This is a genomic window from Fulvivirga maritima (assembly GCF_021389955.1).
Taxonomy (GTDB): Bacteria; Bacteroidota; Bacteroidia; order Cytophagales; family Cyclobacteriaceae; genus Fulvivirga; species Fulvivirga maritima.
In genome coordinates this window covers 1,795,100-1,812,864 of sequence record NZ_CP089980.1, presented here as the reverse complement: position 1 = coordinate 1,812,864, position 17,765 = coordinate 1,795,100, and the positions used below count along the sequence as shown (strand labels likewise).

The following is a 17,765-nucleotide window of genomic DNA, read 5'->3' as shown; positions in this document are numbered from 1 at the left end:
TTGACTTTATGGCTTTTCGTTATAATACTTGTTTTTTAAGTCTTCTACCTTCTGGCAGTCACATCCAAAAACATAAGTGCGATAAACAGATTCTTTAGGCCCATAATATGGAATTTCATCCTGATGAAATGTAATGCCGCGCGTCATTAATTGTTCAGCTAATGTTTTTGAGTCACTTTCAATCCGAGTGAAACCAATACAATGGCTTTTCGCCCATTGATCAGCAGTAATTTGCTTAAAAGCGTAGGCAACCACTTCTTCTTCATTATCAAACTCCTTTATTATGCTCTTTTGCCCTCGCTCTGTGTAATACCATTGATATTTTCCGGCTGCCTGCTTTATTCCGAAACCCTCATAAATAATATTACCATTAAGGCTATAACTATTGAAATTATAGCAATTGGCTTCCATCCAAAGTGCTAGCTGTTCCTGCGTTTTGGGAGAATGAGTGTCAGGCATTTTTCTTATTAAGGCTAATATAAAAATCGGCACAAAGCTTTTCTATGTCTGTTACTCTAGCCAAACCCGCTATCCAATTGTCGGGGATATTATTTAGACCATAATACAAACCGGCCAATCCTCCATTAATAGCAGCTGTGGTATCAGTATCACCACCTAGGTTCACCGCTTTAAGCACTGATTCTACATAAGACTCAGTAGTGAGCAAACACCATATTGAACTTTCTAACGAATGCAAAACATATCCTTCTGAAGCTATTTCTTCAGCTGGCAAATGGGTCATATCCAAATTCAAAACCCGATCAAATAGCCTGACCTCTTCCGGATTAAAATTCTTGGTTGCTATAAAAGCCTTTACATGATCAGCGGCCTTTTTTAAGGCTTTGTGCTTATCGTCAGTCATTAACTGAATGCCATATTCAACAAATATGAAGCATGACATTACCGATCTAAAATGAGCATGCGTAATAGAAGAGACCTGCTTAATGAATTCATACCGTTTCTCCCTGTCTGACTCATTTTGTAAATAAAAAACCATGGGCAAAATCCTCATCAAAGAACCGTTTCCATTGCTTTCAATAAACTGGTCTCCACTGTAGTAGGCGCTTTCGCCATCTATTATTCTATCAAGGCTATATCTTGTGGTTCCCCCAATATCAAAAAGCTTTTCCCTGGCACCCCAATAGCCTTCTTTATACCATTTTACAAATCGCTTACCCATGTCCTCGATATCAAAACCATAGCTCAAGCTCTCAGCCGTACAAAACATCATAGAACTATCATCAGAAAAAGTGCCGGGAGGCTGATTCCAGCACATATACCCCATATAATCTTTCACAGGATTTTTAGCCAAGTGCTCTCTACTACTGAATTCTACCGGTACCCCAAGTGCATCACCTATAGCCTGACCCAAAAAGGCCGATTTTATCTTTTCTAATTCATTCTCCATTTATGTATAGTTAATACAGTTACTCAACTGCAATACAAATCTATTATCACAAATATGTAGAATAACTATTGAGAAACTAAATGACTAAATAAAGAGAAGTTATTTGAAATTATGAGTAGACTTTAGCTTTTGAATATGAATAGAATACTCATATTTATCCATTTTATACCTTCCACTAAAACTAAACTGTATGGGTTTAGAAAAATTCACATCCTTAATCAACTTATAGCTCAGTAAATCCTCATCACCGAGGTAAGTTTCAATATCAGTATAGCTATGTCTGTTAAAGGCATCAATCAAATCTGTATGATGAATCCTTAAAATAGCATCAATCTGAGGAATAGGAGTTTCAGAATCCTGCTCAATAAAGAATAACAACATGTTTTTTCCTTCAGAAGCTAGTGGAATTGAGTGGAATTGGCCAGGTAAAATCCCGCGACATGTGATCAGGATCGATTATCAATTGCTTTTTAATAACTGCTGTTTCTAATGGTAATGAATCCCGCATCCAATAAGCCATGATGAGCAATTCATCATTTTGCGTTAAATCCTCACTAAGATTATAGGAAGTGATGCTAAACAAGAGAGAATCTTTACTAACATATTGTGTATCTACATCACTAACATGTTTAGAAACACTAGCCGTTTTCACAGCTGAGCTGCAAGAAATTAAGGTGATAATAAGTATGAAGAAGGGTTTACTCATGATGAGGTTTACAGGTTAAATGTTCATACTTCGTGGATTAACCAGTTAATTTCTGACTCCAGATAATTATCCGTCGATTCCGTAATGCCTATAAAACCAGCAATGAGTTTCATATTGTACGTTTCGTTAAGATAATTCCACTCAAATGGAGCCTGCGATAAGCCGGCAGGAAACATACCGAGTTTATACCCATCTTTTACATGCTGATTATCAATAAGCTCACTCTTAGATAAAGTGTTTTGTTGCTTTCCTTTTAAGTAAACATAAGGGAAAAAACAGGTAATCCATCCATTAATATATGGCCCGCCGGATTCATTATAGTATTTAAACATAGATTGCCAAAATTCAATATCTACATGACCAGATAGGCTTGCTCTAATTTTATCGACTATTTGAATAAGTGGTTGAGTCCACCAACTAAGATTAAACTGCTCTAAATAATTAAGGCCTTCAATTATTTTAGCATAATCATCTTCATTTCCTTTGAGTCCTACTCGTGGTATTCCGCATAAAGTAGAAATGCCTAGTTCAAAATAAGGAGAAACTGTTTCCATGAATGCAATTTCAAATGCCGTAATTTCTCTTATTGAGCTAGTAGAAAATTTAGGAACTAAATGTTGATGAAGGTCTGACTTTAAATAGTATGATATCTCTTTCGAAAATTCAGGAAATACACTAGCCCAGTCATTTTTAATACCTCTCACAAAATCATTTCTTTCAATTATTATCTGCTTTCTGGAGCTAAAATCAACTAAATACCCGCTAAAATCTTCCTGATTTAAAATAATATGATTGGAAAACCCCTGACAGATCAAAAGCCACAGGACATCAGGTGATAGTATTACAGGCTTGTGAGAAACAAAACCATATTGAATCATCAATAAGAATTCATTCAAGCCACTATTACCTAATGATTGTTTGGGTTTAAATCTTTGGCTTAAACGGACATACGCATTATGTTTCGAAATAGAAGAAGCTTCTATATGATTACCAAAACGATCAATTAACATCTCATCTCCTGTATATTGATCATAAAATTCTTTACTGATTTTTACATCAGATACGTTGATATCTATCATGGACTAATCTCTTTCTGAACCAATCTAACATGAAATAGCGAAATTTTAACTGCTTTTAATCTATCAATTGGTAACTAATTGCTCCTAAAAAAGAAAAAGCCAACATACATGAAAACTATATGCCGTTTTTCATGTACGTTGGCCTATTCTCTGCAGTAATAACTGCTACCTTAATTTTGATTTGGAGCTTAAGAAAAGCTGAGTTTTCCGCTAATCATCTCCTCAATCATTCCTTCATAAGGAGCTTCAGAAACAACCTTTTCATTGTTATGCCCTTCGTTCTTTTTAAATACTATTTGTCCGAATTCCGGTACTACATATTTAGGGTAGGTTTCATATTTTTCACGAGACTCTTCCATAAGTGGAATAGCATCGTTTTGATAGCGGACGGTTATTTCAGGGTGCTCATGAACCCATTTAGGGAAAAAGATCACCCCATGTAATTTATTGTCATTAGGTATAAAATCCAGACTCACATCAGTACCTGTTGGTTCTGTCCAGCAGATTTTGAAAACACCATCTACCAGTTTTACTATATCCACTTTTTGATCTCTCACCCATCTGCCGCCTACCATACCGGTGTGAATTCTATAGTCTATAGTATTTTCATTTTTAACATACATCTCATATTTCCAGCCATTATCATAAGTATAGATAAAATGACCACCCAAAAACTCTTCTAAATCCTTTATATTTTCCATTACCTTTTAATTTTTTCACAAAGTTAGAGCAGTCCTGAACTGGCGTAAGTGTCAAAAAAGACTTTTATTTGACAAATAAGGACAACTCCAATTTTACCAATATCATAAAATGGATCGATCAGTAATTTATACGAAAAGCACTGATATAGAGCAGCTCAACATGGACATGCACGCTCATGAGCATCACCATCAATTGATTTATATTGTAAAAGGCACCCTACATATTCGGGTAGATGATATGCAGTATTTCTTGCCTGAAGGATTCATTGGCCTGATACCAGCCGCCAAGCACCATAGCTTACATTCGCGCAATGAAATGGTAAAAATGTTCCTTACTTATTTTCCCACCAGCATTTCTCTGGATGGGTTTATGGTGCTCAATTCTAATGACTTCATTATTGAGAACATTCGTTATATAAGTAAACAACCCAATAGCATCAGCCCGTTAGTAGATAAACCTCTTTATAACTATATATACTCATTTCTGGAATTACTCAAAACCGCTGAAAATCAGCAGGCTTATCCTATTAAAGGGTTAATTGCACCTAAAAATGAACGATTAGCTCAAGTACTGAATTATCTTGAGAAGAACTTTAAAGAGGACATTACGCTATCTTCTGTTGCAGACAGCTTTGGCTTTTCTACCCGAAACTTGACCCGGCTTTTCAAAAAGGAAAACATCAGTTTTAACAATTATCTGCACTATATCAGAATAATACACGCTATAGAATTATTTACCGAGCACCAGGAAAATATAGAACAAGTGGCTTATGAAGTGGGCTATAATACAGCCAGCAACTTTAGCAGAACTTTTAAAAAATATACAGGCCAATCTCCCAAGTCATTTATCAAAGCGAATTCTACGGTGGGTATTTTTAAGTAGAAGGATAAACTTTGTAAAGAGTAGGAATTATATCGTTGAAATGCAGATTATTTCAACATACCTCTTATAAAATTCTTTGCTGACTCAAGCTTTTCGAATTCAGGTAACTTCAACAATATTCCCGTTTCATCAAAAACACCAAACATTCCATTATTCTCCTCAAAAATATAAAATGTTTTATTCTCGTAGAGGTATTCATTAATATCTATGTAATCTATTACCAACTCTGCCCCTTCACTATCATAAAAGGTAATAGATCCCTGTGGGTAAATAGTTACAGTTTTTGGTTTAACACTCGGCTTCTTTAATTTATTATAATTTAAACTAAGCTGATCTAATTGATTCTTAATACTCTTTAGATCAGAGTCACTCTTGTTTTCAATCTTTTCATAATACTCATTCGCAAAAGCATAATTATCTTGAGTAATATATGTATTCACTATAGATTCAAGTATTTCATCTGTCTTTATTAATTCATAGGATCTTAAATATGCACTTAGAGCTTCCTCTGGTTTTTGTTCAATAGAATAAATATCTCCTAAAAACACATTGCATTCATATAGAAATTTAACATTAGAACTATTCTTATTTTTTGTTAAGCATTGATTAAATAGTCTTTCCGATTTTTCATAATCCTGTTCAGAAAAAGAGAGAATTCCTAAAACAAAATCGACTAACATTTCCGCTTGATAGTCCATTGAAAATTCATGAACATTAGGATTACGAAAGGTTAGTAATTGACTAGATAGAGTATCATTGCTCATGCGATTGTATAGATTTTTCACTCTTATTTTACAATAAAAAAGACCCTCATCCACATACCTCTTACCCGAAATTATTATACCAGAATCAAAACATAACGAATCCATTTCCTTATAAAAGGATGAATCCGATATTTGATCAAAATAACTATTTGGAACCTTCCTAATATGATATATTGAATCAGGTAAATCTTGCTCTCCGAAAAACTCATATACTAACGAAGAAAAATGATCATTGCTATTATTAAACTTTGTAATACCAATTCCTATTAAATTACTTTTAAATAAGCATTCATCTTTCTTTTCGAAATAACCATATAAATAAAGGTTTATTAGTGCGCCACCAATTACAATTAGCACTATAATTGAGAGGATGATATAGCTTTTTAAACCTTCAGTGGTTTTAAAAAACCTAACCATAAAGTACAATAAAACAAGTATAATTCCTGTAGCAAACAGTGATTTAGAATATTCAAATGCTAATAACTGAATTACATTAGTGATTATACCAATTATCGAGGAAACTATACCAAGTATAAGTACAAACTTATTATCTCCTTTCGAATTACCTTCAGACATTTATAATGTGTGATAAAATTATATTTTGAATATAATAAATTTTATTTTCTACTGTGAATAATTTATTAAATGTTTCATATAATTATAACTAAATGACATAGAGAAATCACTTCTTAATTCTTAATATAAATCTTCTAGTTATAGCCCTTACATCAAAAAGTTAATAAAAACTTATAACCACTTCTATGAAAGTTTGACAGGATATTCGTTACTTCCTATATTGGTTAAGTTAAGAATAAAACTGACATGAAAAAGGAGAAAATAGATGAAGTAAAAGAGGCCATAAATGACATTATAGCAGCTGTAGAACAAGGTGAAGAAGCCAAAGAATCTATCATAAATGAGGTAGATCCCACACATCATAAAAGTGCTGTTAACCTGCTACACTACCTGCGCCTGCGCTCTTTTGATATTCGTAAGCTTCAGCGTCGCCTGGGTAATCTGGGTATGTCTCGCCTGGCCCGCTCTGAAGCGCACGTAGAAGCCAGCCTCAAAACCACTCTCTTTTTCCTCAAAAAATTACTAGATGAGCCAGCAGAGCTGCCTTCTCACTTCAATTTGTCAATAAAGCAAAGTGAAAAAAGGCTTAAGCAAAATACTAAAGCACTACTCGGTAAGCGCCCCAATAACCGCAGACTCAGAATTATGGTCACTATCCCTTCTGCCGCCATAAATAACTATGATATGGTAGAAGAACTAGTGGCTAATGGTATGAACTGCGCCCGAATAAACTGTGCCCATGATGATGCCGAAGGCTGGAAACAGATGATCAACCATGTACAAACCGCCTCTGTAAAGCTAAACAAGCAGGTAATGATCACTATGGATGTGGGTGGACCAAAAATAAGAACCGGAGAAATAGAGACGCACGATGGCGTAAAACATTTCAAACCCAACAGAAATGAACTTGGCCATGTGGTAGAACCTACCGTAATAAAACTGGTAAGTGACGAATCTTTAGAGCTCTCTTCTCATGCATTGCCTGTAAACTATGATTGGCTTAAAAGCTTAAAGCAAGGAGATGTTATTAGGTTTAAAGATAAAAGAGACAAAGCTCGTGAGGCGGTGGTTATGGAGGTGAATCCTGAAAGCGTAGTTATCCACAGTGATGACTCTGCTTATGTGGAAACCGGCACTATTCTAAAATCAGATACTGATGAATCTGCCGTGGGTAATCTTACGCCGGTAGAAAAAGTGATTTATCTAAAAAGAGGCGATCAACTGAAAGTATACAAAACACCTATTAAAGGGTCACCGGCCAGCTATGATGAAACGGGTAACGTTACGGCGCCAGCTCAAATTTCCTGCTCGCTGCCAGAAGCGCTGGAGGCGGCCAAAAAAGGAGATCCGATCTTTTTTGATGATGGTGAGATCAGTGGTAAAATACAATCCGTTGAAGATGACTATGTGTTAGTTAATATTACCAAAGTAAAATCTGGTGGCAGCAAGCTAAAATCAGATAAGGGCATCAACCTGCCCGATTCTAATGTGCAGATTAGTGGCCTTACACCTAAAGATAAAGAAGACCTTCAGTTTATAGCACAAAATGCTGATGTGGTTAATTTCTCTTTTGTGCAGTCACCACAAGATGTGATGGACATGGTACAGGAAATGGATAAGTTAGGCGTAAAAGAAACATTGGGGGTAATACTTAAAATTGAAACTCAAAAAGGCTATGATAACCTCTCCAAAATACTTTTAGAGGCTATGAAACTCAAAAAAGTAGGCGTTATGATCGCTCGTGGTGATTTGGCCATAGAAACCGGATGGGAAAAAATAGGCAGTATACAAAAGGAGATGCTTGCCATTTGTAATGCCGCGCATGTGCCAGTGGTATGGGCTACTCAGGTGCTTGAAAACCTGGCCAAAAAAGGTTTGCCTTCCAGATCTGAAATTACCGATGTGGTGAATTCAACAAAAGCGGAATGCGTGATGCTTAATAAAGGTCCTCATATAATAGAAGCTATTAAACTACTCAACAGCATCATTGTATCTATAGAAATGTTTCAGGACAAAAATGCTCCTGTTCTGCCTAAATTAAAGAAGATAATGAAACAAGGATAGAACTTATCCACACCCTAATCGGCATTTTTGTATTATGAAGAAAACTTTATTCACGCTCATTTTATGTAGCAGTCTGCATTTTTTTGGCTTTGCCCAGCAAGAATCAATATCTATTAAGTCTTATCATTGGGCTTTAGAAAATGATTCTCGCATCAGTCAGGATCCTGATATATTCAATCGCCTCTCTAATGATAGCATCAAATATAAAGGCGGGCTTTTATTGAGTTATGATAGAAGCAAGTTTGGCGGCTTATCATCATTATCTGCTGCTGAAGATGGACTTTCTTTGCTGGCCATATCAGATTACTCGGGTAAACCTATCGATAAAATTCCGCTGAAATACCGTTCTAAGTGGTATAAGATGAACCTTCAGTATAAAAATGGCCTTTTAGATAGTGCTAAAATTGCAGATCAAGGACAAGTATTCGATTTAGATGGAGAAGTAATTGACGGTGGCATTGAATCAATCGCGGAGAGTGACAATATGATATACCTCTCTTTTGACGAAAGAGCAGAAATGCTTGGTTTCAATAAAAAAAGCAATTTTAAAACCGTAGAAAAGACTTTGACATTAAGCAAATTTCCAGATCGAGATAATGCCGGAATTGAATGCATAACACTTACTAAAAATCATGAACTCTTCGCTATCTATGAGTTTAACCATAAAAAACGTTTTTGCGAAGCTTGGATGGTAAATCCGAAAGATAATGCCACTAGACATATCAAATATTATAAAACACAAACCGAAGTAAAGGGAGCTACCACACTTCATAATGGCGACATTATAGTGATGGAAAAAACCTGGAATGAGAATGACAATACGAGCCATGTACAGCTCATGTATATCTTTGCGGACGATTTAAAAAAGTCAAAAATAAAGCCTACACTCATTTATGATGCAAAATCAGCAGTGTTGGACAATTTTGAAGGCATCACTTCCTTCTACGCCCAGGGTAAAGAACATTTACTGCTCATTTCAGATGATAATGGAGACAGCGGCAGAGATCAGCGGACGTTGTTATTACATTTTGAACTGGACTTAACTTTTTAATTGCAGAAGCCTTATTGATCTGATGATTAAGGGGAGAAATTGAAATAACTCAATTTAAAAAAGGTCATATTGACGATAGGAAAGATCTATGTATTAGCTTAAAAATGGCTGTTGTTCAACCTTCTTCTCCAGAGGTCTTTTATCAATCTCAAAAATTCAATACTTAACAGAAGTTAGCCTGAAAGTAATAGATTTCTCCTTATGTCGAAATGACACGATGGTTATGGAAATGATTTAGACTTATAACAAACCGCTATTCCGGTCATCTTGACGATAGGAAAGATCTATGTATTAGGTGAAAAATGACTGTTGTACAATCTTCTTCTCCCGAAGATAATACATACCTTTTCGCCATAGGCATTTTATCACTCTCAAGAATTCAAGGCTTAACAGAAGTCGCCAGAAATTAATAGATTTCTCCTTATGTCGAAATGACTGCGTGGTGTAATGGGAATGATTTAGACCTATAAGAAACCGCCCTTCCGGTCATCTTGACGATAGGAAAGATCTATGTATTAGGTGAAAAATGACTGTTGTACAATCTTCTTCTCCCGAAGATAATACATACCTTTTCGCCATAGGCATTTTATCACTCTCAAGAATTCAAGACTTAACAGAAGTCACCAGAAATTAATAGATTTCTCCTTATGTCGAAATGACTGCGTGATGATTATGAAAATGATTTAGAACTATAAGAAACCGCCCTTCCGGTCATCTTGACGATAGGAAAGATCTATGTATTAGGTGAAAAATGACTGTTTTCAACCTTCTTCTCCCGAAGATAATACATACCTTTTCTCCATAGGCATTTTATCAATCTCAAGAATTCAAGGCTTAACAGAAGTTGCCAGAAATTTATAGATTTCTCCTTATGTCGAAATGACTGCGTGATGATTATGAAAATGATTTAGAACTATAAGAAACCGCCCTTCCGGTCATCTTGACGATAGGAAAGATCTATGTATTAGGTGAAAAATGACTGTTTTCAACCTTCTTCTCCCGAAGATAATACATACCTTTTCTCCATAGGCATTTTATCAATCTCAAGAATTCAATACTTAACAGAAGTTAGCCAGAAATTTATAGATTTCTCCTTATGTCGAAATGACTGCGTGATGATTATGAAAATGATTTAGAACTATAAGAAACCGCCCTTCCGGTCATCTTGACGATAAGAAAGATCTATGTATTAGGTGAAAAATGACTGTTTTCAACCTTCTTCTCCCGAAGATAATACATACCTTTTCTCCATAGGCATTTTATCAATCTCAAGAATTCAAGGCTTAACAGAAGTTGCCAGAAATTTATAGATTTCTCCTTATGTCGAAATGACTGCGTGGTGTAATGGGAATGATTTAGAACTATAAGAAACCGCCCTTCCGGTCATCTTGACGATAGGAAAGATCTATGTATTAGGTGAAAAATGACTGTTGTTCAACCTTCTTCTCCAGAAGATAATCCATACCTTTACTCCATGGGCATTTTATCACTATCAAGAATTCAATACTTAACAGAAGTTGCCAGAAATTAATAGATTTCTCCTTATGTCGAAATGACTGTGTGGTGTTATGGAAATGATCTAGAACTATAAGAAACCGCCCTTCCGGTCATCTTGACGATAGGAAAGATCTATGTATTAGGTGAAAAATGACTGTTATTCAACCTTTTTCTCCAGAAGATAATCCATACCTTTTCTCCATAGGCATTTTATCACTCTCAAGAATTCAATATTTAACAGAAGTCACCAGAAATTAATAGATTTCTCCTTAGGTCGAAATGACTGCGTGATGGTTATGGATTTGAAAGGGTGAAATAGGACTTAGGTAAAATGTACCGATTTTTACTTTTGTATTATAATTCTCTAAATTTCCACCTTGTGAGCTCTTTACTTAGATCAATATGAAAGCCTTGGGCATAATCAACTACGAAACATTTTTAATAGCAGGTATCATTCTAAACATAACACCTGGGGCCGATACGCTTTATATTATGAGCAGAAGTATTTCTCAAGGTACTAAAGCAGGTATCTTTTCTGTATTAGGTATCATTTCCGGGGCAATCGGGCATATTATTTTAGCTTCTTTAGGCTTGTCCATAATTCTGGCACAGTCTGCGATGGCATTTCAAATAGTTAAATATTTAGGAGCAGCTTATCTCATTTTTATGGGTATAAAATCTATCATTTCAAGTTCAAAATCTGGATTATCATTAAACTCAAAACCTCCACAGCGTCATCGTAAAATTTATATTTCAGGTGTATTCACTAACTTACTTAACCCTAAAGTAGCTTTATTTTTCCTGGCCTTTCTGCCTCAATTTATTGATCATGAGCACTCTGAAAGTCCGGCTCCATTTCTTATACTTGGGTTAACCTTTTTAACCACCGGCACTATCTGGTGTGTAATAGTTGCAGTCTTTGCTGGTCGCTTATCAGAAAAGTTTAGGCAGAACCCGAAAATCAAAACCTGGCTCGACCGGGTGAGCGGAACTATTTTCATAGCGCTGGGTATAAAATTGGCACTTACGAAGAACTAAGTTTCTATAGGAAAAATGCTTCCAGATGATTTTAAAGCGCATCCTTAGATTTCGCAATTAGCTTATGAAATGGTCTTTAATGATCCGACCATGCATTCACTTATTTAAAAAAACTAAACCTCTCTCTTCCCAAGCTACCGTAATAATTTCAATTAAAAGTTTGGCTGGCTTAGCAGGCCTTTTGCCCGATTCAACGCATCACTAATAGTATTGTAACGCGCTATTGGTTTGATTTATGGAAATTACCATACTCGTTTTATTTTGAAATAGTGCCTCGTTTTTTACTTCATAGCAATTCTTTTCAAAACCGCTTATGTAAGTAAAGCTATAACATGGCACTTAAATAACGGCTAACTCGTATACTAGAGTTAAGGAATTCTAATATCTCAAACCAATAATGAACTTAAAGAAATTTTTTAAGCGACTATTTATAACGCTTTTTGTACTTATTGCAGTCATATCACTTACCATTGGTGTGGTGCTTAATGTTGTCTTCACTCCAGAGAAAATAACGCCCATTGCCGAAAAGGCCATAAATGATCAACTAAAAGCTGAGGTGCATTGCGATGGCGTAGAGCTTACCTTCTTCAGTACTTTTCCTCGTTTTGGAGCTAAACTGAGAGGCACTTACATAAAATCATTAAACACAGGCACGGAGAAAGATACGCTGGCCACTTTCAGCTCGGCTGTTATATCTTTCAATCTATATCAATACTTAAAACACAACAACATTGTAATTAAAGAAGTAAAAATAGATAAGCCCAAAATCTATGCTTTTATGGGAGAAGACGGCCGCACCAACTGGGATGTAATGAAGGCCACCGATCCTATTGACACCATAGAAACGGATACCAGCTCTCTGGTGATTAATGACATTTCAATCGAAAAATTTGAAATTGACAGTGCCTACCTGGCTTATGAAGATGAAGTTTCACACCTAACGTATAGAGTAAACTCTTTTTCACTACACGTTAAGGCTGCAAAAGAAAAAGGTAAACTTCACTTCGCTGTATTAACCGATAGCAAAGACGTACAGGCATATTACAAAGGCCGGTCTGTGTATAAGCTAAGTAACATTGGTGCTGATATGACTTTTGACTACGATAGTGCCCGAGGTAATGTGCTCCTGGCTTCTAAAGATATCACTGTTAATGATATTCACTTTAAAGGAAGTGGCACACTTATTCCGAAACCAAAAGAAAGGAAGCTGGATGTAAACCTTAAGACGAGCTTGGCCACTAATTCTATCGATCATTTTTTGGCACTGGTACCACGGCACATCCTCTCCAAAGAAGAAATAGAAACTTCTGGTAAGGTGAAGTTTGATGTAGATATTATAGGCTCTTATGGAAATGGTGAATTACCAGAAATAGATTTTGTAGCAGAAATAAATGACGGTAGCCTGGCATATAAAAATTTCCCTGGAAAAATCACCACGCTATCCACTGCCATGGAAGGCAAGTTTTATCCCAAGGATAGCAAACCTTCTTATGTGAATGTGAAAAACCTAAGAGTAAAAGGAACAGGAATTGATATTGAAGGTCAGGGTAATGCTAATGACATCACGCAAGTAGCTCAAATAAAGGCCAAAGTTAAAGGTGATATCGACCTGACCGAGTTATATAAAAAATTCCCAATGGATACCAGTGTTATGCTGCGCGGTAAAACCAAAATAGAACTCAACTCTGAGTTTTCTATGGATCAAATACAGCAGGAAAAATACCATGAGATTAATGCTTCTGGTATTATCGATATGGATCATGTGGTGGTGCTTTCCAGAAGAGATAGTCTGTTATTCTTCTCTAAAAGTGTGGATTTGAACTTTTATAGAGAGCAAAAGATATATAACAAAACAGCGGCTAGGCTAAATCTTGACAGCACTGAGCTTCACTATAAGTATAACATTGATTTCAAAGCTAAAAAACTAGAGGTAAAAGCCCTGGCCGATAAGGTAGCTGACCGAAAAGCAATTATAAATGTAGATGCCAATATGGAAAGCGTAAAAGCAGAGATGAAATCTGATTCTCTCACATTACTTTTGAGAAGAGCGAAATTTACAGGCACTTTACATCCTTCTACCGAAGAGCAACAGGCCTATCTGATCTCAGATTTCACCATAGATAGCGTGGGTATAAAGCAAGCTAGTAATTTCGTGGGCATAAGACAGGGGAGTTATCATGTGCGCCTGGATAAAAAGGCTCCAAAAATATGGCTACCCAAGGGGAATATCCAGTTTACCAGAATGTTTGGAAAAATAGCTAAGCTGGATGGACCGGTTTTTATGCCGGCAACTAAACTGACTTTTGAAAATGACAACTTTACCTTAGATCATACCACCCTCAAATATAAAGACAGTGATGTAACCCTTACCGGTAAGCTGGAACATGCTATTGGATTCTTTAGAGGAACTATGGTAACAGCCAGCCTTGACCTGGAAGCTGATTATATTAACGCCAATCAACTTTTTATGGCTTTTGCCGGAATGGAAACTTCAGAAGAAGAAACAACTGCCGAGGTTCAAAACCCTACAGTGACTGCTGATTCTACTACTTTTCAGTCAGGAGAAGGAGCACATGCATTCAGAATACCGGATAGCTTACAGTTCAATTTCACCACAAGAATCAATAAACTAAAGCTAGGCTACAGTGATTTCGATGAAATTCAAGGTAACTTAAAAGTAAAAAATGGCAACCTCTATTTGAATAATTTCAAACTCAAAACCCTGGCCGCCAACCTGGATGCCGATGTAGTATACACAGCCAGCGATAATGAAAAGGCCAATATTGATTTTAAATTCTACCTTACTCAAATAGAAATGAGTAAGCTCAATCAGTTTTTGCCCCCACTAGATACGCTCTTCCCCATGAGTAAATCCTTTGTTGGTAAAGTTGATTTTAGGGTAAAAGGAAAAGCAGAGCTTAATGAAAATCTGGAAATGAATACTAAAACTTTTAAAGGCATTGGTGCCTTAAAGGCCAGAGATATTATGGTAATGGATGGACCAACTTTTACAGAATTGGCTAAGACCTTTATGTTTAAAAATAAGGAGCTCAACCCTATTGAAAGTCTGGAAGCAGAAATGGAATTTGAAGGAAATGATGTTAACATCTTACCTGCTGTATTAGAGATAGACAGATACAAGCTGGCATTGGGGGGCACTCAACATTTAGATATGACTTTTGACTATCACATTTCTGTATTGGAATCTCCGGTTCCTTTTAAAACCGGCGTAGATGTAAGTGGGGATGTAGATGATTATAATATCAAAGTAACCAAAGCCAAATACAAGTATTATTTCACTGACAAAAAGCGATTACAAGATAAAGCTGATTCCACTATCATCAATAAAAAGGCCTCTATTAAAAGGGAATTAAATTTTAATTGATTAAGGAGTTTTAAAAACCCTCAGCTTGACTTTGCCTCATTTAAAGGAGCAGTACATTAAGTCAAGCTGAGGGACATGCAGCTTAAGCCTACTTTATGGAAACCTCTTTTTACTATTAAGGTTAATCTTATTTTTATTAGCGAGTTGCTAGTCTGCAGAAAGTCTACACTTCGAGAGCCTCAGTGTGACTTTGGATAATTTAATCGGTTATTTCTACAGGTCAAGCTGAGGCACTCGAAGCTTCGCCGGTATTATGGAAACGTGCCTTCATTATTGAATTTTGCTCTTTGTAACGTTTATTGATTAAATTAAAGTCAGCAGAAAGTCTACACTTCGTGAGCCTAAGTGTGATTTTGGATAATTTAATTATTCTTCTTCAAGCTGGCTGACTTTGGGTAGCTAATGCTGAAACAAGCTACCTGGTGCTTACTCTGCGGGTTCTGCCCAGGAATTTAAAAGCATCTACTAACATATAAGTACCTATTACGCCGGTAACTCCTCCGGCTACTAGTAAGCCTTGTCCGAGGTCATCATTTTCACGGCCCAGCATGAGGCCGCCAGCTATAGTTACGGTATAGCCCAGGGTAGCCACCAAAATACCTTTCTGAAACTTGCTTTTCGATTTTTCTAAATTCAAATGAATGTTTTCAACATCCATCTGTAGAGCAAGAACCTGGCTTTTTAATGAATCGTAATTGTTTTGTGCCTTCGCATTAGTAAACAGCAAGGCGCTAAAGAATAGTAATAGAATTGCTTTCATGAGTATATTTAAGTTAAGCGTTAAGCCATTTTTTAAAATCGGGTACCTTCCCCCTACTCACAATAAGCTTTTCTTCACATGGTACATTCAAAATTATTCTCAGTCTCTGTTGATCATAAGGGCTGATTTCTCTTATACAGGCTATAGATATGATATATTGGCGATTGATCCTGAAAAAATCATTCGGATCTAAAAGCGATTCATCAAGCTCTTCCAGAGTGTGATCTATGATATATTTATTGCCTGTTTTACGCTCTACAATATGGCAGATCTTGTCGTTGGCGGTTATATAAGCTATCTCATCTACATTTTTGAACTGCATGCGCTTTCCAAATTTTACTAAAAAGCGACATTTATAATTTTTTGCCTTTCCTCCTAACAAGCTCTTGAGCGTGTCCTGATCAATGCTCAGCGTGCGGTCTTCATTCTTTATCTTTTTGTACCTTTCTAAAGCTGCTTGCAGGTCATTATAATTTACGGGCTTAAGCAGATAATCAAGACTATTGGTTTTAAAAGCCTGCAACATATAATCATCGTAGGCGGTAGTAAATATTACAGGTTTATAGCATTCGATCTTCTGAAATATTTCAAAGCACTTACCATCAGAAAGCTGTATATCAAGAAAAATCAGATCAATATCCTTACTATGCTTATCTATAAATGCCGCTGAGCTTTTTACAGTATCGAGTTCTTCAATCACACGCACATCAGCATCGTACTGATGGATAAGTCCGCTAAGTCTTTCCGCTGCTAAAGGTTCATCTTCTACTATAAGCACATTCATGAAACTTCTATTATCGGTATTTTTACTTTGAAGATATCAGACTGCTCTATAACCATAGGGTGGTCACCACTGAGGTAGTTATAGCGCTCCTGTATATTTTTTAAACCTATACCTGTAGATGCTTCCTTAACTTCCTTTAGCTGAATATTGTTTTCTATTACAAGATAATTTTGTGTATTATAAATATTTATGCTCAGTGGCTCTGCTCTGGAAACCACATTATGCTTAATGGCATTTTCTATTAGCAGCTGTAATGCTGCCGGAGCAATATATTTATTCTTCACCTCTGGCGCTATGCCATTTTTAATAATAATATTATCCTTAAACCTGATTTTAATAAGGTAGATGTATGATTCTATAAAAGCCAACTCATCGTAAATAGTTACTACTTTATTATCCTGATTATACAGAATGTAGCGATATACGTTACTGAGTTGCTCAATAAACTTGGCTGAAACATCGGCATCTTTATACACCAATGTGGATAAGGCGTTAAAACTGTTAAACAAAAAGTGCGGATTAATCTGATTTCTTAAAGTCTCAAACCTGGCCTCAATGCTTTGCTTCTTTAATCTTTCTGCCTCCAGCTGAGCCGTTTTGTATTGGTTAATAAAAAAATAGATAGCATTTATACAATGTAAAAACAGATTGACTCTAAAACTAAAGCCTAAACTGAGCTTAAAGGTGGTAATAGGATTAACATAGTGAGAAGAAAAGAAGCTAAAGCCAAGAGTTACTAAGGCAGAAATTAGAAATACATTCATCACACTCATCACAAAAAGAATAATTAGGGGATGAATCTTTTTTAGGGGAATTTGAAAAGCCAATGAATACAGCCATCGGTTTACTTCCCAAACCAGAAATACGATAATTAATAAAATCGAAAAAAATAAGAAAGGATTAAGCTCAAAACCAAAAAGCTTATGCCCTTCAGTAAAAAGAATATTTACATAAGAATAAAGGGCAAGTAGGAAAATAAAAATGTACCGGTATTTGATTTTGAACATGGCAATAAATCAGATCTTTTTCAATAACAAGAAAAAGAACAAGGTGTCACTTAATGATCATA

At 35.9% G+C, this 17,765-nt stretch carries 15 protein-coding genes; 5 read left to right on the top strand and 10 right to left on the bottom strand.

Annotated elements, in window-relative coordinates:
- Window positions 1-6: 6 nt before the first annotated feature.
- The 6 genes from LVD15_RS07645 to padC all read right to left on the bottom strand — a co-directional run bounded on the left by LVD15_RS07645 (window position 7) and on the right by padC (window position 3,894).
- Window positions 7-459: a hypothetical protein gene (locus LVD15_RS07645; RefSeq protein ID WP_233779707.1), complete on the bottom strand. Its 453-nt coding sequence runs from the start codon at window positions 457-459 to the stop codon at window positions 7-9.
- On the bottom strand, window positions 452-1,408 hold the full coding sequence (locus LVD15_RS07640) for an ADP-ribosylglycohydrolase family protein (protein WP_233779706.1): 957 nt from the start codon (window positions 1,406-1,408) through the stop codon (window positions 452-454). The genes LVD15_RS07645 and LVD15_RS07640 overlap by 8 nt, the downstream gene beginning before the upstream one ends.
- A 99-nt stretch (window positions 1,409-1,507) precedes the next feature.
- Window positions 1,508-1,789, bottom strand: a complete 282-nt coding sequence (locus LVD15_RS07635; protein WP_233779705.1) for a hypothetical protein — start codon at window positions 1,787-1,789, stop codon at window positions 1,508-1,510.
- A 10-nt stretch (window positions 1,790-1,799) separates the two neighbouring features.
- Complete coding sequence (locus LVD15_RS07630) at window positions 1,800-2,114, bottom strand: hypothetical protein (RefSeq protein WP_233779704.1); 315 nt, start codon at window positions 2,112-2,114, stop codon at window positions 1,800-1,802.
- 23 nt (window positions 2,115-2,137) lie between these two features.
- Window positions 2,138-3,193: a DUF4419 domain-containing protein gene (locus LVD15_RS07625; protein ID WP_233779703.1), complete on the bottom strand. Its 1,056-nt coding sequence runs from the start codon at window positions 3,191-3,193 to the stop codon at window positions 2,138-2,140.
- A 188-nt stretch (window positions 3,194-3,381) separates the two neighbouring features.
- Window positions 3,382-3,894: a phenolic acid decarboxylase gene (gene padC / locus LVD15_RS07620; protein ID WP_233779702.1), complete on the bottom strand. Its 513-nt coding sequence runs from the start codon at window positions 3,892-3,894 to the stop codon at window positions 3,382-3,384.
- 109 nt (window positions 3,895-4,003) lie between these two features.
- Between padC and LVD15_RS07615 the strand changes: the two genes are divergently transcribed.
- The gene (locus LVD15_RS07615; RefSeq protein WP_233779701.1) at window positions 4,004-4,777 is read left to right on the top strand and encodes an AraC family transcriptional regulator; all 774 of its coding nucleotides are present in this window, start codon (window positions 4,004-4,006) and stop codon (window positions 4,775-4,777) included.
- 47 nt (window positions 4,778-4,824) lie between these two features.
- Here the strand turns inward: LVD15_RS07615 and LVD15_RS07610 are convergent, their stop codons facing one another.
- The gene (locus LVD15_RS07610) at window positions 4,825-6,117 is read right to left on the bottom strand and encodes a tetratricopeptide repeat protein (protein ID WP_233779700.1); all 1,293 of its coding nucleotides are present in this window, start codon (window positions 6,115-6,117) and stop codon (window positions 4,825-4,827) included.
- 246 nt (window positions 6,118-6,363) lie between these two features.
- Between LVD15_RS07610 and LVD15_RS07605 the strand changes: the two genes are divergently transcribed.
- From LVD15_RS07605 to LVD15_RS07590, 4 genes are all read left to right on the top strand, one after another.
- On the top strand, window positions 6,364-8,181 hold the full coding sequence (locus LVD15_RS07605) for a pyruvate kinase (protein ID WP_233779699.1): 1,818 nt from the start codon (window positions 6,364-6,366) through the stop codon (window positions 8,179-8,181).
- Between the two features lie 34 nt (window positions 8,182-8,215).
- Entirely contained in the window at window positions 8,216-9,232 is a 1,017-nt protein-coding gene (locus tag LVD15_RS07600) for an esterase-like activity of phytase family protein (protein ID WP_233779698.1), read from the top strand.
- A gap of 1,899 nt (window positions 9,233-11,131) precedes the next feature.
- Window positions 11,132-11,767: a LysE family translocator gene (locus LVD15_RS07595; RefSeq protein WP_233779697.1), complete on the top strand. Its 636-nt coding sequence runs from the start codon at window positions 11,132-11,134 to the stop codon at window positions 11,765-11,767.
- Window positions 11,768-12,164: 397 nt separating this feature from the next.
- The gene (locus LVD15_RS07590; protein ID WP_233779696.1) at window positions 12,165-15,152 is read left to right on the top strand and encodes an AsmA family protein; all 2,988 of its coding nucleotides are present in this window, start codon (window positions 12,165-12,167) and stop codon (window positions 15,150-15,152) included.
- Between the two features lie 415 nt (window positions 15,153-15,567).
- Here the strand turns inward: LVD15_RS07590 and LVD15_RS07585 are convergent, their stop codons facing one another.
- Genes LVD15_RS07585 through LVD15_RS07575 form a run of 3 tightly spaced genes read right to left on the bottom strand, consistent with a single transcriptional unit; the run spans window position 15,568 to window position 17,703 of the window.
- Window positions 15,568-15,912, bottom strand: coding sequence for a hypothetical protein (locus tag LVD15_RS07585; protein ID WP_233779695.1), 345 nt, complete (start codon window positions 15,910-15,912; stop codon window positions 15,568-15,570).
- A gap of 13 nt (window positions 15,913-15,925) precedes the next feature.
- The gene (locus tag LVD15_RS07580) at window positions 15,926-16,696 is read right to left on the bottom strand and encodes a LytR/AlgR family response regulator transcription factor (protein WP_233779694.1); all 771 of its coding nucleotides are present in this window, start codon (window positions 16,694-16,696) and stop codon (window positions 15,926-15,928) included.
- Window positions 16,693-17,703: a sensor histidine kinase gene (locus LVD15_RS07575; protein WP_233779693.1), complete on the bottom strand. Its 1,011-nt coding sequence runs from the start codon at window positions 17,701-17,703 to the stop codon at window positions 16,693-16,695. The genes LVD15_RS07580 and LVD15_RS07575 overlap by 4 nt, the downstream gene beginning before the upstream one ends.
- Window positions 17,704-17,765: the final 62 nt, after the last annotated feature.